Origin of the sequence: Vibrio sp. 10N.222.52.C12 (assembly GCF_041474215.1) — a bacterium.
Lineage (GTDB): Bacteria > Pseudomonadota > Gammaproteobacteria > Enterobacterales > Vibrionaceae > Vibrio > Vibrio crassostreae_C.
This window is the reverse complement of the sequence record NZ_JBFRTR010000079.1, coordinates 1-23,308: the sequence shown is the minus strand read 5'-3', so window position 1 is coordinate 23,308 and position 23,308 is coordinate 1. Positions and strand designations below refer to the sequence as shown.

The window sequence follows — 23,308 nt, the reverse complement described above, 5'->3', positions numbered from 1 at the left end:
CTACAGAGCTATATGCCACTACTCTGTACACACTTGATTACGGCCGTTGGCTTTAGCTCGGTATAGCGCTTTATCCGCACGGTAGAAGGTGCGTTGAGTATTCTCTCCGTCACGATGCAAAGTGATACCAATACTCACGGTCAAACCGCGCTCCCCAAGTATCTCATGCCAACCGAATTGGAAAATGCGCTCTCGATAATTTTCAGAGTGCGTTTCTGCCTTCGGAAGATCAGTGTTCTCTAGAATGACGAGGAACTCTTCTCCGCCAAACCTGACACACGATGCGCCTCTAAACTTAAAGTATGAACGCAGCTCTTGAGACACGCTAACAATCGCTTTATCACCCACTAAGTGACTCAGTTCATCATTGATAGACTTGAAGTGGTCAATATCAATAACCATCAGCGCGAAAGAGGTATCGTGCAGCAGCATGTCTTTCAGTTTCACATCTAACCAGCGGCGGTTGTGCAACCCTGTTAATGGATCTGTGAATACGTCTTGTTGAAGCTGAGCCACCGCATTCTTGTGTTGTTCGGTTGTCTCTTTGAGCTCTTTGTTCTCTTGTTCAGAGAGAATGAGTTTGAGTTGTAACTCAAAACGAGACAGTCGGCGTAGCTGGCTTGCACCGAGTTCACTGATCGGGATCTGCTTCATCAGATCGGTTTCAATTCGGTAGCCTTTTTTCTCATAGCTTAGCGCTTCTTGAAAACGCCCTTGATTCATACACACATCACTCAGCGAATCGTAGAATCGTTTTGCAAGTACTGGCGACGAGTAGGCTTTCACGCGTTTGTCTGTGCTCGACAAAATCATGCTCGCGTAGTCTTGCTTGCCGGTTGCACTTAGGCAATGTGAGAGCTCTAGACGAGTCATGGTTGCAAGCCAGCTTGCTTGAGTGCTGTTGGCTGGGTATTGAACCTTAGACAGACAGCGTAGCGCTTCATGGTGTTTTTTCTTAGCGCGCAGCACCTTTGCTTGGTAAAGCAGTATTTGAGCTGTGAGCAACTTGTCACTGACCAAAATACTCAGTTCTTCGCACTCATTCAGTAAATCGCTGGCTGCTGTAATGCGATTGAGTAGAAGTAGGCTTGCTACCATATGCAGCTTGAATTTGAGGCGAAGTGAGCGACTGCTTATCGCATGGTCTATGCTGCTGATTTTTTGGTAGTAACGAAGTGCTCTGTTGTGATCGCCATAGGAATCACACAGGTTGCCCATGCCTAAAATAGCTAATACATACTCATCGATATGACCGTGTTCAACCGCGATAGTCGATGAACTGACGAATTCATTGAGTGCTGAGGTGTAATCACCAGTTTCAACTAAGCGGTCACTTAAACTGGTTTTGACTGTCAGAATATCTTCGATATCGGCAGGAAGGTGGAGCAGATCGAGTGCTCGTCTCAACTCTTCGATACTGGTTTGATTTTGTTGTAACTCGGCACGGTATTCAGAGCTAATGATATAGCAGTGCGCTTGCTCTGTTTGCGTTGTCGAAACGTGCTGACGAATGTGGTTCCAGAAGATGATCGCTTCTTCACCTGATACTGATGAAGGGTCTAAACCGGCGTCTGTGATCTTGCTTAATAGAGTTTCCATTATTCTATTACCTCAGCATCGTCTTCTTCGAGTTGTTCAAGCGTGAACGGGAACGTCAAAATATCATTGAGGCTGACGCTTGGTTTCGAACCTTTTAATCCTTTTCTATGCCATGGATAGATATCGAGCATGGTGCTGAGAGTTTGGAAGGTTTTCTCTGCGGCTTCGCCTTTTTCGGAAAGCATAAGGGCCACACGTTCAGAACTTAGCCTTGCGATGAAGTCATTCTGGTTACATAAAGCATGAGCAATCTCGGTACAGACATCTAAGTAATCAGTATCGACATGATGGAACATAATGATGCTGTGGTTTGAACGTTTAAGCTCTGTCTTGAACAGCACCAACTTTTCCCACCAAAAGGTTTCAGAGACAACGTAAGAGAGGTGCTTTTCAGGATCGTACTCGTGCTGACCGCGAATACGATTAATCAGTTTTCGTGCTCTCTGTTCAAGTTGGCGTTTTGAACTGCGTGCTTTGTCCAAACCGACACGTGTCGTTTGCTCTTTGAGCATGCCGATAGAATATTGACGGTACTTTTTAAAGGCGACGAGCGCGGCTTGGAAGTCTTGGTTTTCTTCCGCCACCAAGGATTGTTGGTAACAGATTTGGCTCAGCAACTCGCCATTATCGAACTCGTTTGCGGATTGTTCTGCGAGCCTCAGTAATTCCGCCGCTTGTTCTGGTCTTTTTCTCAGGAGCTCCAATCTAGCTCGGCTGATGTATGAGTGCGCCTTCATCCAAACTAGGTTGTGTTCAACTGCCAGATTGTGCGCTTTGGCCGTGGCGCGCTCCGCGTCATCTAAGCGTTCAAGACCAAGTAGGGCAAGGCCTCGAAAGTCCCATACCTCTGCATGCCAAGTGTTATCTTTATGGTCTTTTAATGCTTCTTCTGCACCGTCCAATACCGACAGCATTTCAACATAGTTGTTGAGCAGGTAGTAATCCCACGCAAGCAGTATTCTGGCTTTACCCTCTAACCAACCAATACGGCTGTTGTTAGCCACTTTCACGGCAAGTTGGTGGGTTGAACGTGCAAGTTTATATTCGTGGGTCATCCGCCATATATTACCAAGGCCAATGAGGCATTCAATTTGAATTTCGACTTCATCAACCAATGCGGACTGCTCTAAGGCATTGATCCAAAACTGTTGGGCGGAGTAATACTTGGCTTGTCCCCAGAACTGGAGCGCGTGTAAATGGAGGATTTCAGGGAGAAAAAGGTCGGTATCTAGTCGGCTTTGGCGCTTGTAGGCTTCCTTGATGTACTTTAAACCTTTTTGGTAATCCATCAGGTTCCAGCTACATCTTGCCATTAACATTAATGACTGGATGGCGCCCTCTTCAAACAGAACTTGCTCTGATCGGACTAGGCACTGCTGGGCAACCTCTAGGATCACCGATGGCTCAGAGTCGACACGAGTTTTAAGTTTTTCTAATTCTGTTTCAAGAAGGTACTGATTTTTGTCCAAGACTTACATCCATGATTATCGAACATATTGATAACACAATCATTATAAGAGTGTGATTTGAGATAAGCACCAATTATCTTTCCTAGAGCGTCAAAGGAACATCGATCTTTTCTAATTATGGGTGTTACCTCATGTTGTTGCTTTAAAATCAATGAGTTCCCGAATAATTACCTAAAGGCTTTGTTGCTATGAAAGTAGTTGCTTTAGAGTTAATGGCAGCTCTGCTACGCCTAAGCGCTGTGCTGCCGTGAGCCCTTGCTTATCTTGGTAGCACAGATTGTGCCAAGCTCTAAATATGTCGAGCAATGGAAGAATGCCCCCAGGACGAAGCTTACGTCTGGGCTCATTAATAAAGCTATCAAATAACAGCTGAAAGCGTTGTTGATAGAACTTAGTTTGTTGAATTGAGGCCGTGTTAAACCACTGTTTTGGTTCTGGATTGTTACCGGTTAGGTAGCAGATACCTTTCTGGTTATCACCTTGATTCGCAATAGCCCAGCGATCGCGCCACCAACTCATGTGAACGATGTCGATCTTTTCAAAACTTTGATCGTCTTGCCAGCCTGAATCTTCCTCGACGTACATAAGGTCAATATTTTGACTCTGAATACGCGGCAAACATACGCTTAAAGCGGCAGATCTTAGTAATGGATCTTGTGGCATATAGATGGCGACATGCTTGTCTTCGTTACACATATCCAACACATGTAAGAAGTGAGCATAAGAGGTATAAGGCGGTCGAATGAGTGCGCCTTTTGAAGGGTAGCTAAATGTGGTGAGGTTACCCATAGGGTCCTCAACGTTACCTCTCGCAAGAATCACTTGGTATTGCTGTTCAATGCGCTCTTTTAGTTTGTCAGAGGGCTGAGGCAGTTCGAGATTTGCTTCTGAAGAGTGCTCCTTGGATACAAAGCGTGCCACATCATCATAAGGGTTGTGGTCGACGTTCCCTGATGGTTCTTCATTTTGAGAGTAGTTGACGTGCTGGCAAAGGATATAACCAGAATGCGCCTCGCCCGTCGCTATCCATACCACACCGTTGTTACTTTGTGGTTGCAGACGCTGGTAGTGAGATGCGAATTCGTAATCTTTTGCATGGTTAACCCATCGTGCATCGATCATCGCTAATTTACGACGACAACGGCTCGCGATATGGTCAACATGATCATAGAAAGTCTTTGGGTTGATCTCTAATTTTCGGCAGATTTCACGTACGGAATAGCCCATGAACAGTAAGCCCATGAGGTTCTCTTGAAATTGGAGTTTTTTATTGGATCCAGACCATTTATCAACGAAGGTTGTTTGGCAGTCTTTGCATCGATAACGCTGCCTGTCGCCACTGTAGCCGAAGGCATGATAAAGATGTTTATGGGTATGAACCGATAAGCCGAAGTTATCGCAATCATCATTACGACAAGCAGGGAGCCCGTCGCTGTGAAGTTGTCTTAGGCGATGAAGTTCGCTTAACACTTCACGATTGTTAAGTAAGGGGGGGAAAGCTCCACATTCACGACAAACCATCGCTGGACGCTTAGGGTTCGCGTGTTGCAAAACATACCGTTTTGCATCGCTCAAGCCAAAGTTGTCACACGCCAATGTTTTACAAAAGTTGAGTTGCAAACCATCCGCATCTTTTGGCAGCTTGTCGTTAGACACGATCTCCCCCTCGGGATTATTTGAGCAGCCAAGCGAGCCTGGCTGCGGGGTAACGCTTTTCAATGTATCTTTTATCAAATCGTTAGATGTTGATTGCTGTCTCTAGAGCAACTTTCATCATGTCGTTGAAAGACTTTTGACGCTCTTCAGAACTTAGTTTTTCACCACGGATGATGTGGTCAGATACTGTTAGGATAGTTAGTGCTTTAGCACCAAGGTCTGCAGCAACGCCGTAGATACCAGCCGCTTCCATATCAACACCTAGGATGCCTAGCTTTTCCATTTTTTCGAAAAGGTCAGCTTCTGGAGTGTAGAAAAGGTCTGCAGAGAATACGTTACCAACTTTAACTGGAACTTCTTGTGCACGAGCTTGGTTTACTGCTTCTTCTAGAAGGCCGAAATCAGCGATAGCAGCGAAGTCGTGGTTGTTGAAACGAATGCGGTTTACTTTTGAGTCAGTAGATGCACCCATACCGATAACAACGTCCATTAGTTTAACGTCGTCACGTACTGCGCCACAGCTACCAACGCGAATTACGTTTTTCACGCCGAACTCAGCGATTAGCTCGTGTACGTAGATGCAGCATGATGGGATACCCATACCGTGGCCCATTACAGAAACTTTCTTACCTTTGTAAGTACCTGTGTAGCCAAACATGTTGCGAACGTCACAAACTTGCTTCACGTCATCAAGGAATGTTTCTGCAATGTATTTTGCGCGAAGCGGGTCGCCCGGCATAAGTACTGTTTCTGCGAAATCACCAGCTTGAGCATTAATATGAGGTGTAGCCATGGTCGTTCTCCAAAGTTTAAACGGTAATTATAGGAACAGGATTTAATCAATTACCGATTCTGTTGAATTGAATTCGTTTTGTTGAGGCAATATTAGCGAGTTAGAACGTGGCTCCATGAGACTTTAGTCACAAAATAGGTCTGCCATTATAGTTTTATTAATATTGATAACCAAATATGTTGAAAGCGTAAAGGCAATCGATTTTGTATGGGTAAATTGCAAGTGAATGAGAAGAAAAGGCTTACATATAAACTTGTTGCCTATTAGTTTCGAGACAACAATACGTTGTAGAGACGTTTGATCAGAGATAATCTAAACTTTGATAAAAGACAAACCAAGGATTTGTATGTCGCATTGCGCTAACTCGACGCCTTTGCCGTCAATGAAAACACGACTTCACAGGGCGGTGTCGCTTGTTGTAAGAACTACTTTGCTTGCCAGCGGGATAGCTTCATCGTGGGTGTCTGCTGCAACCTTTGAATTGCCACCAACGGAAAGCCGCATTGTGGGCAGAATCCAGCAGCATGAAGTGGCGGCGGGCGAAACCTTGGCCATCATTGCCAAGCAATACGATATTGGTTTTCTCTCTTTAATGGCAGCCAACAAAGGGGTGGATCCTTTTCTTCCCGCGGAAGGCTATGTGTTAAGCATTCCAAGCCGCTTGATTTTGCCTGACACCCCAAGAAAGGGGATTGTCATCAATCTTGCTGAGTTAAGGTTGTATTACTTTGAGCCTGAGAAAAATCAGGTGCATGTTTTCCCTGTCGGCATCGGTCGAGTGGGGCGTGATACTCCCGAGATGATCACCAAGATAAGCCAAAAAAGACCGAATCCAACATGGACGCCACCAAATTCAATCCGCAACGAGTATCTTGAAAAGGGCATTGAATTACCGAGAGTGGTTCCTGCCGGGCCGGAAAATCCATTGGGAGAGTACGCTTTGAGGCTTGCTTATGGCGCTGGCGACTATTTGATCCATGGTACAAACAAAGATTTCGGGATAGGTTTACGAGTTAGCTCTGGTTGTATCCGAATGGAACCTAAAGACATTGAGTGGCTGTTTGAGCAAGTGAACCGTGGTGAACAGGTCACCATTATCAATGAGCCGATTAAGGTGTCATTAGAGCCTGATAGAAGTGTGTTTGTAGAAGCGCACGAGCCATTAACTCGAAGTGATGGTTCAAAGAAATCATTACAGATTCCTGTGGAACTAAAATGGTGGCTTGAAGACGCAGAACTGCCAAATTCAAAGGCGAAAGCGGTTATCTTTGCTCAAAACGGCGTACCTGTAGAGATAGCACCACCTGTGATTGAGTTTTAATTCGATTGCCTCTTCTGCAACAAGGGGCGGTTTTATCTTGTTTACTCGCATTAGTGTCACCCAAAAAAAGCACCACATCCGATAAGAAGTGGTGCTGTCTATATACTGCTTTTTGCGACTTATTTAATCTACAGCTTAATCGCGATTAGATCTCAAACTACTTAGTGTAAGACTCAGCGATGTTGTCGATACGGTCGTTAGCACGGTCCGCTTCTTCTTTCGCTGCCATTGCGGCTGCTTCTGCTTCTTGAGCCTTCATTTCAGCGGCTGCTTTGTCACTCTTAAGTGCTTCAACTTCGCTTGTTAGTTGAGCGACTTGGTTAGTTAGTTGATCCATTTCTGACACTGCAGCTTCTTCTGGCTCTGAAGAACAACCGGCTAAAATGAAAACTGAGGCTGCAGCTGCGATTAACGTCTTATTCATAAGAACTCCTTGCTTATTTATCATCAAAAGATGCGCTATACATTCTTTATCATATAGTCGCTTCATTAATGATTGTAGCGACTAATTTTTTAACTGCAAAAACAATAACTAAAGAAATTGCTAAATTTTTGAGGTAATTAGCTAAGTATCACGTTGTGTCTCATTTATGAGATGAAGGATTTAGAGACGACTTGAAGGTGTTTTTGGAGAGCTATCCCTTTGCTAGCAATGCATACGTTGTTCTAGCTAAAGATAGATAAAGGGATAAATTTACTGTGATCTCTATCCTTATAAAGTACTTTCGCGGTATCATGTCACGTTAAATTAATTTTATTCAATACCATCATGACTGGAGAGTCCTTTGCACTTTAAAGATTTAGGCTTAGATAACCGCTTACTGAAGAACTTAAAACATTACGACTTCAAGAAGGCGACAGAGATCCAATCAAAAGCGATCCCTGTTGCTATTGCTGGTAAGGATCTATTGGCTTCATCAAAAACGGGATCAGGAAAAACATTGGCGTTTGTGTTGCCAATGATACATAAAGCATTAAAAACAAAAGCGTTTTCTGCTAAAGATCCTCGTGGTGTAATTTTGGCTCCTACTCGTGAGCTAGCGAAGCAAGTTTACGGCGAACTGCGTAGCATGCTTGGTGGTCTGTCTTATGAAGCGGCGCTTATCTTAGGTGGTGAGAACTTTAACGACCAAGTTAAAGCACTGCGTAAGTACCCTCGTTTTATCGTTGCGACTCCAGGCCGTCTTGCTGACCACCTAGAACATCGTTCATTGTTCCTAGATGGTGTTGAAACGCTAATCCTTGATGAAGCGGACCGTATGCTTGATCTGGGTTTCGCTCCAGAACTTCGTCGCATTGCCAATGCAGCTAAACACCGTCGTCGTCAAACGTTGATGTTCTCTGCAACGTTAGATCACGCTGAAGTAAATGGCATTGCAAATGAAATGCTAGACGCACCTAAGCGTATCTCTGTTGGTGTTTCTAACGAGCAACACTTAGATATCACACAGAAATTCTACTTATGTGATCACCTAGATCACAAAGAAGCGATTTTAGACCGTGTACTGGAAGAAGCTGAATACCGTCAGGTAATGATCTTCACAGCAACACGCGCTGATACTGACCGTTTAACAGATAAGTTGAACGAGAAGAAGCTTAAAGCGGTAGCACTGAGTGGTAACCTAAACCAAACGCAACGTAATGCTATTATGAGCCAGTTCGAGCGTGCGGTTTACAAGATCTTGGTAACTACCGATGTTGCTTCACGTGGTATTGATATTCCAAACGTGAGCCACGTTATCAACTTTGATATGCCTAAGCATACGGAAGAGTACGTGCACCGTGTAGGTCGTACTGGCCGTGCGGGTAACAAAGGCGATGCGATTTCTTTGGTTGGTCCAAAAGACTGGGACAGCTTCAAGCGTGTTGAACTTTACCTTCAACAAGATTTGACCTTCTCTGTACTTGAAGGCCTAAAAGGTAAATTCAAAGGCATTAAGCCACGTAAACCTGCGTTTGCTAAAGGCGGTCCTGCTAAGAAGAAGACCAACACTCAAGCGAAGAAAACGCCGAAGAAACCAGTTAAGCGCGATAAGAGCTTCCACCAGAATGTGGCTGTGGGTGATACCGTGTTTATCCCTAAGAAGAAAGTTGCGCCAAAAACTGACGACGAGTAATCAACAGCCAGTTAAAAGCGTTTGTTTGTAAAACTGATGTAAATAAAAACCGCCAATATTAGGCGGTTTTTTTGTATCTGACTTTTGTGCCTAAGAGGTGCTGCCTAAGGTTACGGAGTTACTCTAAAGGCTTTAGAAATCAAAAGTCGAGAAAGAAAAAGCTAAGATATGGTCTGCAATGTATTTATGAGTAGCTGTAGTTGGGTGCGTCACGCCCCAGAATACATAACTGTCTGCACCATAGGTCGCACAATCATTGGTTAAGCTGTGGCTTTTCAGGTAGTCCGCGGCTGAGCTTCGATTAATATCAAGACAAGCGTCACTCGCGTTTCGAAATCCATGTTGTTCTGGGTTATCGGTAATGCTGGCGAACAAGGCACTCGCATCGAACAACACCACATTTTTCCCCATACCTTGGTAATACCCGGCTTGAGCTTTGATGAACTGGTTAAATTCTAAGATCTTGCCACGAACTTTTATGATCTCTTGTTCGGTAGAGTATTTGAATTGAGGGGCTTTGGTAGCATCGGGTAAGGTGAACAGCAAGATATTGTTCGCACCGGATTCCGTTAAGCGGATCAGCGCGCTGCTAAAGTCAGCCTTCACATCGGCGACTTCTCGGTTGTAGTTCATGAAGTCATTAAGGCCAAACTCGAGAGTAAACAGTGAGTTTTCCGGGCGATAGTTTTTGGCGACTTTCATGTAGGTCAGATAAGAGGTGACTTGATCATAAACACCAGTCAATGCGACGTATTGGTTGGTACCTGCTGCTCCGCCCACTGCCCAGTTATACAGAGGGACATCTTTCGCTTTTGCTAAGTATTCCGTCCAGACTAAACCATTCGAAAAGTGCCCTAAAAACCACGAATCTGCGTTCGGAAAAACCCATTGAGAGCCATTAAATAGATTACCCGTGTCGGACAGGCTGTCACCAAAGGTGACAATACGATTGATGCTATTGGCCTGGAACGCGTTATCGTTGGTCCAGATTGAGTGGTTGTAAGAGAAGCGATTATCTGCGGCAAAGTAGGTGATGTCAGCGGCGTCATGTTGGATGTCGAGCGTCTGTTCACAACGCTGTTTGATTTCAGATTGAGGCGCATCACTGTAGAACATGTTTTTGAAAGAAACAGAAGACCACCAATATCCGTTGATCGTGTAGTAATCACCATTCTCTTTCTTTGCCCATTTCCAATCGGTGGCTGGGGAATCATGAGAGGCATCGGTTCGATACCAACATCTAACATATGAATAGGTCTCTGAGCCTTGTGCACTGAGTACTTGTGCAGATGTAATCGATTCAGGTGTTGGTATTGAGTCTTCAGCGGCATAAGCGCCAAAAGGCAGGGCTAACGTGAGTATTAAAGCCGTATTTTTCATCACTGTATTCTCTTTTATATTTAGATGAGCCAAACAAAAACGTTGTTGCTTGTTTCTTGTTTCTTGTTTCTTGATAAGTGGATAAGTGGATAAGTGGATAAGTGGATAAGTGGATAAGTAAATAACTGGTACGACCTATATCTAAAATCAATAATTAGCGTCAATATATTCAGGGTTGTGGTGTGTCGTTAATGGAATAAGCCTCAAGTTATCAACGAGTTTTTGGTTGAAAAATACCTGTTTCCAAACGGTTATTTGTCGAATAATTTTGGTTTATTGAGAATGTTGAATTGATATTTGAGTCGGGATATTGAAAGAACAATCTCATCAACCTTAGTTAAATGTTAATTTAATCAATTGCTTATATTTTTGTTTTTCTCCTGATTCTGTTTGCCTGATGTTCATCGCACCTGTTTAATTCAAGTTCGCCATCACAAATATGAAGTCGTTACTTTCTGTTTTATAAAATCATCATCTACGGTCATTTTACTCATCAGAGGTCTAATCTGTTTAAGGAAAGAGCATTGAAAAAGATATTAATTTGGACGATAGCCTGCCTATCCAGTTTTGGCGTATATGCCGGAACGAGCGCATCAGCATTAGAAGCCAGGGGATACACTGAAACGAAATACCCCATTATGTTGGTACATGGTCTGTTTGGTTTCGATACATTAGCGGGCGTTGACTATTTCTATGGCGTACCTGAATCCCTAACCAAAGATGGCGCGAACGTATATGTCGCTCAGGTCTCTGCAACCAACAGTTCAGAGGTCCGTGGTGAACAGTTACTCAGCCAAGTTGAAACGCTGTTAGCTGCAGCAGGAGCAAGTAAGGTGAATCTGGTTGGTCATAGCCACGGTGGGCCTACGGCTCGTTATGTTGCGTCAGTTCGACCTGATCTTGTTGCTTCAGTGACCAGTATTGGCGGTGTACATAAAGGTTCTAAGGTCGCTGATCTCGTTCGAGGGAACGTATCTGAAGGCTCTGTCACAGAAGGTATCGCGGTTAAATTAGCAGGTGGATTAACGACACTGATTAACCTTTTATCTGGTGGAACGGATCTCGACCAAGACGGCCTCGCTTCTCTTGAAGCATTGACCACAGAAGGCTCGCTAGCCTTCAACCAGTTTTACCCTGAGGGCGTTCCGACGTCTGAGTGTGGCGATGGTGAGTGGCAAGCAAGTAACGGCGTTTATTACTATTCATGGACAGGGTCTTCCACTTTTACCAACCTTCTTGATCCTACCGACGGAGCGATGACAATCCTAGGCTTAGCCTTCAACGAACCTAATGATGGCTTAGTAGGAGCATGCAGCGCGCATTTGGGCAAAGTGATTGGTGATGATTACAAAATGAACCACCTAGATGAGATTAATGGGTTATTGGGAATTCACCACTTGTTTGAGACAGATCCTGTAACTCTATATCGTCAGCATGCCAATCGATTGAAGTTGGCTGGCTTGTAGTCTGCAAAGCCGTTTAACAAGAAAACAAGGGAAGTATGATGAAAAAGACCGCCATTTTGTCGATAACCACGATAGCCCTGATGAGCACAGCGGCGGTCTTTTTATATCTAAATAATCAAGATACACATACTGACGACGAACAACGCGTCTCCTCATTGAAAGTCACCTCTCAGCAAGATACCGACATCGATAACGCATCAGCAAAAGACATGATGGAATATTTCGTGTCAGGTAATGCAGAATTAACCCTTGAAGATATTCGAGACAACGTGGCGAAACACCACGAACAAGCATCAACAACCGTGGTTGATGAAGCACTGTTTGCCAAATATCTTGAGTATAAGTCGGCACTGACATCGTTGGACGTGCAGTTCGGTACCACATCCATTTCCGCTGATGATCTACGTGCACTCAATCAAGCGCTCCTTGACCTCCAAGCTCAGTTTTTCAGTGAGAGCGAGATAAGTATTCTGTTTACGCACGACAACAGAATGAGAGAAATCGCCTTAGAAAAGTTACTTCTGAAACAGGAGGGATTAGAGGATGAAGAATACCAACAAAGACTCGAATCCTATCTATCTGAGCAACCTGATTATGTTCAGTCGAGTCACCAGAATCAGGTGTTACTCCAACAGCTCTCTAGCTCTGAAGGTCTCGATGAACAGGGTAAATACTTAAAGAGAAGCGAACTTGTCGGTGAAGAAGCAACCCAGAGACTTGAAGCACTTGATAAACAAAGAGCGGCCTTTGAAGACTCGTTAGAGGTCTACTTCGCAGAACGAAATGATGTCTTGAAAGATTCATTCCTATCAAAAACCGAACAACAAGAGAAGATTGCGCAACTTAGGACTGAACATTTCCTACCAGAACAGCTTAGAAGGGTAGAAGCGATTGAAAGAATTCGAGCGGCTGAATCTCGCCAGTAGTGTCTAAAAGCGAAAAACCAGCCATGATGGCTGGCTTTTTGTTTATCGGCGAGTTCTAAAGAGCATACAGCCTGAATCTGTTTGCCTTGAACTTCGTACCTTGAAGCCTATACCTTAAAGTAATCCAACTGCTGCTTCTGTTGTTCTGCTAGGTTAGAAAGCTCGTGGCTTGCTGCAGCGGCTTGAGTAATGCCGGTAACGTTTTGGCTTACTAGGCTGTAGATGTTTGAGATGTTACGGTTGATGTCTGAGGTTACTTGGCTTTGCTCTTCGGCGGCAGAGGCAACCTGAGTGTTAATCTCAGTCATGTCCGTTACCGAGTTAGCAATGCCTGAAAGCGCCGCGCTTACTTCACCTGCAAGAGTTTGGTTGTGTTCCAGCATAGATAATGAGCTGCTCATGCTTTCATTCGCGTTACCGGATTGAACCTGCAAACCTTCTATGATGGTTTGGATCTCTTTGGTTGAATCTTGTGTACGTGCCGCTAGCATTCGAACTTCATCAGCAACCACTGCGAAACCACGACCGCTTTCACCTGCACGAGCGGCTTCGATTGCTGCGTTAAGCGCCAGCAGGTTAGTTTGTTCAGAGATACTTTGAATTACCTCAATCACTTTACCAATCTGTTCAGAGTGCTCTTTTAGCGTGCCCACAACATTTGCAGCTTCGCTTAGCTGAATCGCCATCTGTTCGTTAGCTTTGTTGCTTTCATTAAACAAGCTCATGCTGTGTGTCGCCATTTCGTCAGCTTGCTTAGACGCTGAGTCGGCTTGTACTGCGTTCTCATTAACGTGTGCTGCTGTGCTTTCCAATTGGTTCACAGCAGAAGCAACTTGCTCCACCTCTTGCTTCTCTTGGTCTGAGTTAACGCTGGACTGTGTCATTACAGCCGCTAGCTCTGTCGACGCAGAAGCCACTTCGATACTGATTCGAGACAGCGAGCTTACCGTGTCACGCAGCTGTTCAACAGACTGGTTTACGTCTTGCGCTAGGCGTGAGATTTCGTTGTCGCCATACTCTTCTGCTTTAACTAACAAGTTACCTTTTGCTACTTCCCGCATCGTTTCTTGAATGTTGCTGATCGGCTTAACAATGATACCAGCCAGCGTCCAACTGATAATTAGAGCTACAGACAGGATCACCAACAGTGCAATGGTCGCAGTAGTCAGCGTGCTAGCGTGTTGCTGGCCGTTGATGTCGACCTCTTGAGTGGCAAGCAAGTTCAGCTTTTTAGACAGAGTATTGATCGCTTGCACCATTTCATTACCCGCATGTCGGTATTGGTCGATTGCGATCTGGTAGCGGTTTTCAAAATCTGAAGATAGTGATGCATCGCCGTGTTTCGCTCTTAATAGCGGAAGCATGGTGGTACGAGAAAAATCGACATAGTGATTCATCGCTTTGTTCATCGCGGCCACTTCATCTTGCATGCCTGGCACTGTGTCTAATGAATTCAGTAGGCGAGTATTCTGATCGCGTTTTTGGTTTAGTGTTTCAACCAATGTTTTTACGTCACCAGCATTGAATAGACTGTAAATCGCTTTGATGCGCATGCCATAGCTGTTGTCGACGATTTCGCTTAGTTCTTCTTTATGTAAGATTAATTGGTCGGTCGCTACTGATACATCTTTGAATGCACTTTCTAGCTTTTCACTACCGATAATGACACCGGCTAAAAGTAAAACGACGGAAAATAGTACGGGTATAAGAATTTGTATTTTGATTGATAAGCCACTGAGAAGTTGGCGCATGTAATGTCCTTCTTGAATAAAACAAATAGATGAGAATTATTATTATTATTATTAGAATTAGTTGGCGATTCTAACTAATGAGACTGACAATTCAATCAGTAAAGGCTTTGATTTCGTTATATGCGATAGGTATTTGATATAGATGGTTGTTTATTGTTCTAAATGGCGATAAAGGTGGATCTTTTTATCCATCGTGTTAGGGCTAATTGATTGATAAATAGAGAAATATATTGGTTAGTATTCGATATAAATAGGGAAGGAAATCTAGCTTTTTGGTGCTCAAACGATGGTGAGACCTGCATTCACTAACTGCATCTGATGGGGGCGCGACTATCAATTCATCGAGTAGGAGAGAAATTAGCCATTAATTTGTAGTTGTCATATAGGCTTCAATTAAGTGAAACACAACTGTCACATTCGGATTCTAAAGTAGGCCTCGTTCAAGCAAAACATTACGGCAATAACGCCACTAAAGGAAATTTGTGATGAAAAAGACAGTTATCGGTGCAATCGCACTACTAGGCGCTCTAACAGTGAATACAGCTTCAGCTAAAGAAACTATCTCTGTAGTTGGCTCTAACAGTGCTTCTCCACTGGTTGAAGTTTTTGCAGAAACCTACATGAATAAAGGCGAACCAGTGTTCATCGAAATTCAAGCACCAGGTTCTTCTGCAGGCATCAAAGCAGCAAAAAATGGAAGTGCTGACCTTGGTATCTCTTCTCGTGACCTAAAAGAAGAAGAGAAAACAGCTGACCTGAAAGAGCTAGTTATCGCTCGTGACGGTATCGCAGTTGTTGTTAATCCGAACAACGAAGTATCTGCTCTTACTGCTGAGCAAATCACTTCAATCTACAAAGGCGACATCACTAACTGGAAAGATGTTGGCGGTGCTGACAAGCCAATCGTAGCAATCACTCGTGATACTGCATCAGGTACACGTGGTGCATTCGAAGACATCATGAAGCTTAAGAAGAAGATTGGCGATAAGAAAGTATCGGCTATCTCTCAACGTGCACAAGTTGCAAACGGTAACGGCGCACTTAAAGTTTCTGTAGCAAGCAACCCATACGCTATCGGCTTTATCTCTCTAGGTACAGTTGACGAATCTGTTCAAGCTCTAACTATCGACGGCGCTGCTGCGACTGTAGACAACGTTAAGAACGGTTCTTACAAAGTTGCTCGTCCATTCCTAGTTCTTTACAAAGCAGGCGCTCCAACAGCTGAAACTCAACAATTCCTAGATTGGATGGTTGCAGATGAAGCTCAAGCTATCGCTGGTAAGAAAGGCTACATCACAGTTAACTAATCTTAACTGACTCAATCTTAATTATTGCTCAGCCTGCTTTAGGCTGAGCCTTTTCTTTCAACTTTGTTTATTTCGAGCTCTTATTGAGCCACAAAGTTTGAGATTTTATATATGACCATCGCAAATAGTGAAAAGCTTATGAATACTGAAGCGACTCAAATCAACAAGCCAAGTCTACGTGCTAAGAAGCGCATCGACTGGAGAGAAAGAATCTTCCACGGCTTGTTCTTATCGAGTGCTGTAATCGGCATCGTATCACTAGCCGTTATCGCTTACTTTATCGTTGCAGAGAGTATCCCTGCATTCCAAGAGGCCGGTGTTTCTGGCATCGTTCTGGGTGTTGACTGGTTACCTCCAGCTCTATTCGGTGTTGCAACCATGATTGTTGCATCGATTGTTTCGACACTTGGAGCTGTAGTTGTTGGTGTGCCAGTTGGTGTATTAACCGCTATTTTTATTGCTGAGATTGCTCCAAAGCGTCTTGCAGATATTATTCGACCAGCAGTTGAGCTTCTAGCGGGTATCCCGTCGGTAGTTTACGGCTTCTTCGGTCTAGTAATTATCGTTCCAATGATTCAAAACGTTTTCCAAGTACCAGCGGGTAACACTATCCTGGCGGGTATCATTGTTCTGGGTATCATGATTCTTCCTACCGTTATCACGGTTTCTGAAACTTCGATTCGTGCGGTACCTCGTACATACAAAGAAGGTTCACTTGCACTGGGTGCTTCGAAAATCTACACGATTTTTAAGCTACTCGTTCCTGCTGCACGTTCAGGCATTATGACTGGTGTGATTTTGGGTATCGGCCGCGCACTTGGCGAAACGATGGCAATCATCATGGTTATGGGTAACGCGCCAGCAATGCCAGAAGGCATTTTGGACTCTGCTCGTACGCTAACAGCAAACATTGCAATTGAAATGTCTTACGCAAGTGGCGTTCACGCTAACGCACTGTACGCAACAGGTGTTGTACTTCTAGTGTTCATCATGATGTTAAATGGTGCTCTACTTTATCTTAACCGTGAAAAAGCGAAGTAGGCGAGGATAAGTAATATGGATCGCGTAAAACTAAAACAAGCACGTCAAACCAAAGATAACATCCTAAAAGGTTTTATCTGGGCAGCTGCAGCTGTAACCGTTGGTTTCTTATTCTGGATTATTTGGTACATCCTATCGAACGGTCTGCAATACGTAGATTGGAACTTCATCACTGACGATTACACTCGTACTGGTGAAGAACGTGGTATTTTCCCAATGATCATTGCCACGATCTACATGGTAATCGCATCGATTGCGGTAGCCGCGCCACTGGGCATCATGACGGCGATATACTTAACTGAATATGCGAAAGTAGGTAGCCGATTGGTGAAAGTGATTCGATTCTGTACTGAGTCGTTAGCTGGTATCCCATCGATCATCTTTGGTCTGTTCGGTATGACCTTCTTTGTTTCGATTCTTGGTCTTGGCTTCTCGATTCTGTCGGGTGCACTAACGCTAAGTATCCTGATTCTTCCTGTAATCATTCGTACTACAGAAGAAGCATTGATGGCAGTGCCACAAACTTACCGCGAAGGCTCATACGGCCTTGGCGCTTCAAAAATCTACACTATCTGGCGTTTGATCTTACCAAGCGCAATGCCAGGTATCTTAACTTCGGTCATTCTTAGTATTGGTCGTGTAATTGGCGAATCAGCACCTGTATTTTTAACAGCAGGTATGGTGGCACGTGTTCCTGAGTCGGTATTCGATTCTGGCCGTACACTAACGGTTCACCTATATAAGCTGACAACAGAGCTATTTACTATCGATGAGTGGAACCAAGCCTACGGCACGGCGACAGTCCTAATCGTACTGGTTCTCTTGATCAACATGGTTACAAAACTGATTGCGAGACGCTTCAACACGGCAACTTACTAAGCTCATTAGCTGGCTCATAAATAAAGCGAGCCCCCGTGATAAAGAAAGCATCAAGTTAGACACGAATTTAAGAATTTAGAGATTACGAACATGAATAAATTTGATATTGAGAACCTAGATCTGTTTTACGGCGACAACCAAGCGCTTAAATCTATCAACCTGCCAATTCCAACTCGCCAGGTTACTGCTCTGATTGGCCCGTCTGGCTGTGGTAAATCAACACTATTGCGTTGTTTGAACCGCATGAATGACCTAATTGAAGGCGTTACGATTAAGGGTAAGCTGGATATGGATGGCACTGACATCTACGGTAATATCGATGTCGCTGACCTACGTATCCGCGTAGGCATGGTATTCCAAAAGCCAAACCCGTTCCCAATGAGCATCTACGAGAACGTGGCATACGGCCTACGTGCTCAAGGTATCAAAGACAAAAAACACATCGATGAAGTGGTTGAGCGCTCGCTACGCAGTGCTGCACTGTGGGATGAAGTAAAAGACCGTCTTAAAGCGCATGCATTTGGTCTGTCTGGTGGTCAACAACAGCGTCTATGTATCGCACGTACCATTGCAATGGAACCAGATGTAATCCTGATGGATGAACCAACATCGGCTCTAGACCCAATCGCGACACACAAGATTGAAGAATTGATGGAAGATCTGAAGAAAGACTTCACTATCGTTATCGTAACGCACTCAATGCAGCAAGCGCGTCGTATCTCAGACCGCACGGCTTTCTTCCTAATGGGAGAGCTTGTAGAGCATAACGAAACCAGCGTTATCTTCAGTGAACCAAAAGATGATCGTACTAAAGGTTACGTAAACGGTGACTTCGGTTAATCGACGATTTACGTGTGGTATTTAAGCGATTAGATACCTTTACACACTAACTGAAACGCAGGTTAGATAATCGAATAGAACAACAGAATTATCACTATAACTATAAGCGATGGAAGTTTTGCCCCACTATAGGTGGGGCTTTTTTATGTGTCTAAAAAATCCCCAATGTCGATGTGATTTTGGGCAGAGAATCCCATTTTTGTCGTCCTTCTCATGCTTGTGATAATGTTAAAGGTGAAACTGCGACCCGCTTAACATCTCATTTTTACTTACATTGATTGCATATCAAGCCTTCTGTATTTTTGCTTTATTCTTAATCGCCAATGGAAGGAAGCTGTGCCTGTTAAAGCCTTTGCAAAACAAATATCTGCGACACGCGACCATCGTCTGTTGGCTGAGTCTCTTTTTGACTATCTGGTTAAGGTACTTACTCCAAAAGGGATAGGAATATTTGCTGAACCGACGCCGGAGAGCGACGCATTACCGCTTTTTTCTTATGGCGACCTAACCTCATTGGCGAGCTACCCCTCTACATTTTGGCCGTGGGTCTCACAGTTTGATACCGCAGACGGGGTTTTGCCAATGGCTATCAACACCTGCAAGTGGGAACACATGAAAGTGCTTGGTGGGGAGTCGTTTATCATGATGCTCGACAACGCACCTGCCTCCAGAACTTATTTAATTGTTCAAAATTGCAATGCTGAGAAGGTTAATCAAACCTTTGACCAAGATCTTGATGTGTTACAGCTCGCGGCTGCCCGTTGGCAATGTATTCGTGCCGAAAAGAACGCGGCGCTAGAAATCAAACACAGAGACACACGTGAAGCTCAATACTTAGATGAGATAAAGTTACGTGAGCTGTTTGTAGAGAACATGAAGCTGGTTCATCAGGTCGCGCTTGAGCTTTCTAACCCTGAGTCACTCGATGCTTTGTATAAAGCATCGGTTGAGGCTGTGCGAGACAGGTTAGGGTTTGATCGTGCGATCTTCATGTTGCTTGATATGAAAAAGCGTTGTTTCAGCGGCACTTATGGCACTGACGAAGCGGGTAAAACCAACAGTGAACACCACACTCAATACGATTTGCACCAACTTGAAGCGGAATACATTGAAGCGCTGTCTGATAACCATACTAATCTAGTCATCATCGATAATGCGCCCCTGTATACAGAAGGTAAGGTGGTCGGGCAGGGGTGGAATGGCATGCTTATCTTGCGTGAAGGCGACAAACCTGTCGGCTGGATCGCCATGGATAACTACATTCATCGCTCACCGATTACTAACTATCAAAAGCAGATGCTTGAGTCTTTTGGCTCTTTGCTTTCTCAAATCTATATTCGCAAGCGCCAAGAGCAGAACATACGTATGTTGCACTCGAGTATGGTTGAGCTGTCTCGATGCGATAGCGTCAGTGAAGTCTGTAAGTCCGCGGTTAGTTTTGCGATTCAACATCTAGGTATCGATCGACTGGCTGTTTTCCTAACAGACAAAAAGTGCAGTTACATGCAAGGTACTTGGGGCACTGACATCAAAGGCGATATTGTCGATGAGTCCTATTATCGCTCTGAGCTGGTGGAACGTGACATTGTAGCCGCAGCTCGTGCTTGCCCTAATCAAGTTGCCTTTGAAGAATCAGTGCCGATTTATCACGATTTCAATATTGTGGGAGTCGGTTGGACGGCAATGACCATGCTCACCACCAATACGGGTGAGCCGATTGCGTTTATCGCTGCTGATAACCTATTAACTCGCAGTCCTTTAACCTCACAGCTTCGTGAGGTAATACGTATCTTTGCTTCGAGCCTTGCTGAGGTGCTGCAAAGAACCATGGCTCAAGAAGAACTGAAAAAGCTCAATGAAACATTGGAGCAAGAAGTCAGTAAGCGTACCCAAGAGCTAGAGTTGGCGAATGAGCAATTGGATATCATTTCTAAGCTAGATCCTCTTACGCGCCTTGGAAACCGCCGTATGTTGTCGCAGGTTCTAGAAGACTTGAACGGTGACGATCAAGGTGCCTTTGCCTTACAGAACGAAATTACATTTGGCTTGATTCTTGTCGACCTCGACCACTTTGGTTTGTACAACAGTGTCTATGGTCATACTGAAGGGGATGCGGCTCTGAGGACGGTAGGTGAGATACTGAATGCCCATGTTCACAATGATAAAGAAACCTTCTGCCGGATTGGCGGAGAGGAGTTTATGTTGTTGATGATTGGCACGAATCACTCAGAGACAAAGCAACGTGCAGAGTCGATTAGAAAATGCATTGAAGAGGCAAAAATCCTGCATTGTGAAAGTAGTACCAGCCCATATTTAACGGCATCCGTTGGCTATGCCTCGATAACTTCTGATCAGCGCCAGTTTGACTTCGACCTACTGTATGGCAAGGCAGACAAAGCCTTGTATCAAGCCAAAGACTCTGGGAGAAATCGAATCGTTTCTGCGTTGAAACGTAAAAAGGTCGCAGTTTCAATTTCTTAGTGCGGTATCTGTTTCTCTCTAGCGTAAAAATGAATGAAGCCGTGATGATCACTATGTGGTCATCACGGCTTCGTTCTTTTCAGCTTACTTCAATTTTCTGCTCAACTAGCTTTCTGCTTACTTAGATTGCTAGTTAACTAAAGCTTTTCCAATGTGCTCTTGCGTGCTTTGCTTGTGACCCGCTTTGGCTTCTTAACTGCTTTGATTGCTTGAGCCGGGTCCCATGACTGACTTGGTGAATCAGCTTCAGCATAGAGGCTTTGGTTGAGCTTGCTTAGCTCGGCTTCGACGGCTTCTAACGTTTCATCATCCAAGCCTGGGTTTTCTGCTTTCCACTGTTCAAACAAAGTTCTGGTCATCACGCCATCTTTCGTTTTTAGAGCTTCAATAAGCGCGTCTGCCGTATCTGATTGATGTTGAACTGGGCGCTTAGGTTTTACTGCTGCACCACGTCGTGACCAGAAATAGAAAGCCATGGCTGAGCTGATTAACCATAAAACAGCAAACAGAGCGGTGAGATAAGGCCAGATCCCAGGGCTATCCACAGTAACAACCGTCGGGCTTACTTGTTGGGCGGGCGTAGCAGTCACTGGTGGAGTGCTTGACGCTGCGCGATCACTTGCTTTTACCGCTAACTCTAGCCCTTGCGCTTTGCTGGTTTGTTCTGATTGCAAATCGGTGTTAAACCAAGCTTGAGACACATCAGGAAGCGAGATATTTCCAGCCTCTTTCGGAATCAATACTTGCTTGTAAACAACGACAGCATCACCTGACTGAGTTGTGCCAAATTGCGGCTTCTCTTCATAAACACGTACCGAATTAGGGTAGGTGATATTCAGTTTTGGCAGTTGGTGTTGCGTTAAGTTGCTAGCCGTCATCGTGATGGTACGAGTTAACGAATCACCCGCTTCCATTTCAATGGATGGGTTGTCGCCTTCTAAACCATTACTATTTCCCAGTTGATTGCCTTGGCTATCTGACCATTGTTGAATCAGTTTGAAGTTTGATGTTGGTAACCACTCACCTTGGTAGCCTTTTGGTACGTCCTTCACGGTTACATCTAAGGTTTCAACAGGTGTGTCGAGCTGGAACAGACGCGTTGTACTGGAGTTGTTGGTTGAGTAAACAACGGCTCCATTCAGCTTCGGTCCATTCAGCTTAAACTGTCCGGCCTTTTGTGAAGAGATACGGAAAGACTGTTGAACTACCGTCACCTCTTGTCCATTGAGAACATCTTGAAATTGCTTCGATTCACCAATAGGTTCCACATCTAAGCCCGGCGAGCTCGGTGGCGCTATTTTAGGATCTTGCAGCCTTCTTGGGTCAGCTTTGATGATGAGTTTTACATCAAGCTCAGCCACTTCTTCTGGGTACAGCGAGTTCTTGCTGAGATTAAGCTGGAACTCTGCCATATCATGTTGAGTTGGAGCGGCTTTGTTAATTGCAACATTGATGGTGATAGGCTTGGTTTTTGCCCCTTCAATATCAAAACTCGGGATTTGCAACTTACCCAAACGCAGTGGAGCAAGGCTAATGTTCCATTCACTTGATACCGAACGGCTGCCATTGACGATTCGCATCGAAGACCCAAAGTTTGGTGTGCCAACATAGAAATCCTGCTGGAGCGCTGTTAGATCTAGAGCATCAGAGGAGACCTTTTCATCGGTTGCAACTCTAAGAAGGAACACTTCATCTTTGGTGACACTGTTATGTGAAACGCTCGCCACGGCGTTTGCAGCCAATACTGAGAAGGACGAGAAAGCTCCCAACAACAATGTTAGGAGTACGGATAAAAATGGCTTGTTTAAAAATCGCATGGTTACCACTTTTTGTTCTGGTTGTTAGGAGCACTTTTTTGTCGTGCTTGTAAAATCATTTGCGCTTTAAGCAGTTGGCTCGGGTCACGGGCGCTTTCTACTTGCTCAAGTTTTCGCATGTCAGGGTCGCTCGACAGAGGTTGATCTGAGGTTTGTGCTACAGCTTGCTGACTACTTTGCTCCCCATCTTCTTTTGAAGCTTGTTGTGCGCTAGCACTTTGAGGTGTAGCGCCTTCTTGGTCACTCTGTTTCGGCTGATCACTGTTACTTTGTTGCGTGGCTTGCTTGTCGTCTTGTTTAGACTTTTCAGAGTCAGAGTGATTTTCAGGTTGGCCTTGAGATGAGTTTTGGTCTTGGCTACCGCGTTGATCTTGGTTACTGCTTTGATCTTGCGACTTGCCACTGGAGCTTTGTTGTTGATCCTGAGAGCTTTGCGAAGAATCATTTTGCTGACCTTGCTGACCT

At 44.5% G+C, this 23,308-nt stretch carries 17 protein-coding genes and 1 pseudogene; 9 read left to right on the top strand and 9 right to left on the bottom strand.

Features of this window, described 5'->3' with window-relative positions:
* Nucleotides 1-18 precede the first annotated feature (18 nt).
* From AB4623_RS15070 to deoD, 4 genes are all read right to left on the bottom strand, one after another.
* Nucleotides 19-1,599: a diguanylate cyclase domain-containing protein gene (locus tag AB4623_RS15070; RefSeq protein ID WP_372057814.1), complete on the bottom strand. Its 1,581-nt coding sequence runs from the start codon at nt 1,597-1,599 to the stop codon at nt 19-21.
* Complete coding sequence (locus tag AB4623_RS15065) at nt 1,599-3,068, bottom strand: hypothetical protein (protein WP_136979020.1); 1,470 nt, start codon at nt 3,066-3,068, stop codon at nt 1,599-1,601. The genes AB4623_RS15070 and AB4623_RS15065 overlap by 1 nt, the downstream gene beginning before the upstream one ends.
* A gap of 186 nt (nt 3,069-3,254) precedes the next feature.
* Nucleotides 3,255-4,724 carry a lactate dehydrogenase gene (locus AB4623_RS15060; RefSeq protein ID WP_017064249.1) on the bottom strand — a complete coding sequence of 490 codons (1,470 nt, stop codon included), beginning with the start codon at nt 4,722-4,724 and terminating at the stop codon, nt 3,255-3,257.
* Between the two features lie 82 nt (nt 4,725-4,806).
* Nucleotides 4,807-5,517, bottom strand: coding sequence for a purine-nucleoside phosphorylase (gene deoD, locus AB4623_RS15055; RefSeq protein WP_017061880.1), 711 nt, complete (start codon nt 5,515-5,517; stop codon nt 4,807-4,809).
* 346 nt (nt 5,518-5,863) lie between these two features.
* On the opposite strand from deoD, the gene AB4623_RS15050 reads away from it, so the two are divergent.
* Entirely contained in the window at nt 5,864-6,838 is a 975-nt protein-coding gene (locus AB4623_RS15050; RefSeq protein ID WP_029235850.1) for a L,D-transpeptidase family protein, read from the top strand.
* A 157-nt stretch (nt 6,839-6,995) separates the two neighbouring features.
* Here the strand turns inward: AB4623_RS15050 and AB4623_RS15045 are convergent, their stop codons facing one another.
* The gene (locus AB4623_RS15045; protein ID WP_017064250.1) at nt 6,996-7,262 is read right to left on the bottom strand and encodes an Lpp/OprI family alanine-zipper lipoprotein; all 267 of its coding nucleotides are present in this window, start codon (nt 7,260-7,262) and stop codon (nt 6,996-6,998) included.
* Between the two features lie 361 nt (nt 7,263-7,623).
* Between AB4623_RS15045 and AB4623_RS15040 the strand changes: the two genes are divergently transcribed.
* Nucleotides 7,624-8,955 (top strand): DEAD/DEAH box helicase, encoded by a 1,332-nt coding sequence (locus AB4623_RS15040; protein ID WP_048609810.1) that lies wholly within the window; start codon nt 7,624-7,626, stop codon nt 8,953-8,955.
* 132 nt (nt 8,956-9,087) lie between these two features.
* Here the strand turns inward: AB4623_RS15040 and AB4623_RS15035 are convergent, their stop codons facing one another.
* The gene (locus AB4623_RS15035; RefSeq protein ID WP_372146786.1) at nt 9,088-10,335 is read right to left on the bottom strand and encodes an SGNH/GDSL hydrolase family protein; all 1,248 of its coding nucleotides are present in this window, start codon (nt 10,333-10,335) and stop codon (nt 9,088-9,090) included.
* 524 nt (nt 10,336-10,859) lie between these two features.
* Here AB4623_RS15035 and AB4623_RS15030 point away from each other — a divergent pair.
* Both AB4623_RS15030 and AB4623_RS15025 read left to right on the top strand, forming a co-directional pair.
* A complete protein-coding gene (locus AB4623_RS15030; RefSeq protein ID WP_372146769.1) occupies nt 10,860-11,801 on the top strand; it encodes a lipase family alpha/beta hydrolase in 942 nt (313 codons plus the stop codon).
* A 38-nt stretch (nt 11,802-11,839) separates the two neighbouring features.
* Nucleotides 11,840-12,727, top strand: coding sequence for a lipase secretion chaperone (locus tag AB4623_RS15025; RefSeq protein ID WP_017060037.1), 888 nt, complete (start codon nt 11,840-11,842; stop codon nt 12,725-12,727).
* A gap of 107 nt (nt 12,728-12,834) precedes the next feature.
* On the opposite strand, the gene AB4623_RS15020 is transcribed toward AB4623_RS15025, so the two are convergent.
* Nucleotides 12,835-14,478, bottom strand: a complete 1,644-nt coding sequence (locus tag AB4623_RS15020; RefSeq protein ID WP_372146767.1) for a methyl-accepting chemotaxis protein — start codon at nt 14,476-14,478, stop codon at nt 12,835-12,837.
* Between the two features lie 485 nt (nt 14,479-14,963).
* Between AB4623_RS15020 and AB4623_RS15015 the strand changes: the two genes are divergently transcribed.
* The 5 genes from AB4623_RS15015 (at nt 14,964) to AB4623_RS14995 (ending at nt 21,026) form a co-directional block, all read left to right on the top strand.
* The gene (locus AB4623_RS15015) at nt 14,964-15,785 is read left to right on the top strand and encodes a phosphate ABC transporter substrate-binding protein (protein WP_017064254.1); all 822 of its coding nucleotides are present in this window, start codon (nt 14,964-14,966) and stop codon (nt 15,783-15,785) included.
* A 111-nt stretch (nt 15,786-15,896) separates the two neighbouring features.
* Nucleotides 15,897-16,826: a phosphate ABC transporter permease subunit PstC gene (pstC, locus tag AB4623_RS15010; RefSeq protein WP_017064255.1), complete on the top strand. Its 930-nt coding sequence runs from the start codon at nt 15,897-15,899 to the stop codon at nt 16,824-16,826.
* 15 nt (nt 16,827-16,841) lie between these two features.
* A complete protein-coding gene (pstA, locus tag AB4623_RS15005) occupies nt 16,842-17,705 on the top strand; it encodes a phosphate ABC transporter permease PstA (RefSeq protein ID WP_017064256.1) in 864 nt (287 codons plus the stop codon).
* Nucleotides 17,706-17,795: 90 nt separating this feature from the next.
* A complete protein-coding gene (pstB, locus tag AB4623_RS15000; RefSeq protein WP_004737715.1) occupies nt 17,796-18,545 on the top strand; it encodes a phosphate ABC transporter ATP-binding protein PstB in 750 nt (249 codons plus the stop codon).
* 336 nt (nt 18,546-18,881) lie between these two features.
* Nucleotides 18,882-21,026 carry a GGDEF domain-containing protein gene (locus tag AB4623_RS14995; protein WP_372146765.1) on the top strand — a complete coding sequence of 715 codons (2,145 nt, stop codon included), beginning with the start codon at nt 18,882-18,884 and terminating at the stop codon, nt 21,024-21,026.
* A gap of 137 nt (nt 21,027-21,163) precedes the next feature.
* Here AB4623_RS14995 and AB4623_RS14990 read toward each other — a convergent pair whose 3' ends face one another.
* Nucleotides 21,164-22,843 carry a BatD family protein gene (locus AB4623_RS14990; protein ID WP_372146763.1) on the bottom strand — a complete coding sequence of 560 codons (1,680 nt, stop codon included), beginning with the start codon at nt 22,841-22,843 and terminating at the stop codon, nt 21,164-21,166.
* A gap of 2 nt (nt 22,844-22,845) precedes the next feature.
* Nucleotides 22,846-23,308 (bottom strand): annotated as a pseudogene (locus tag AB4623_RS14985) (hypothetical protein); the annotation flags it as partial.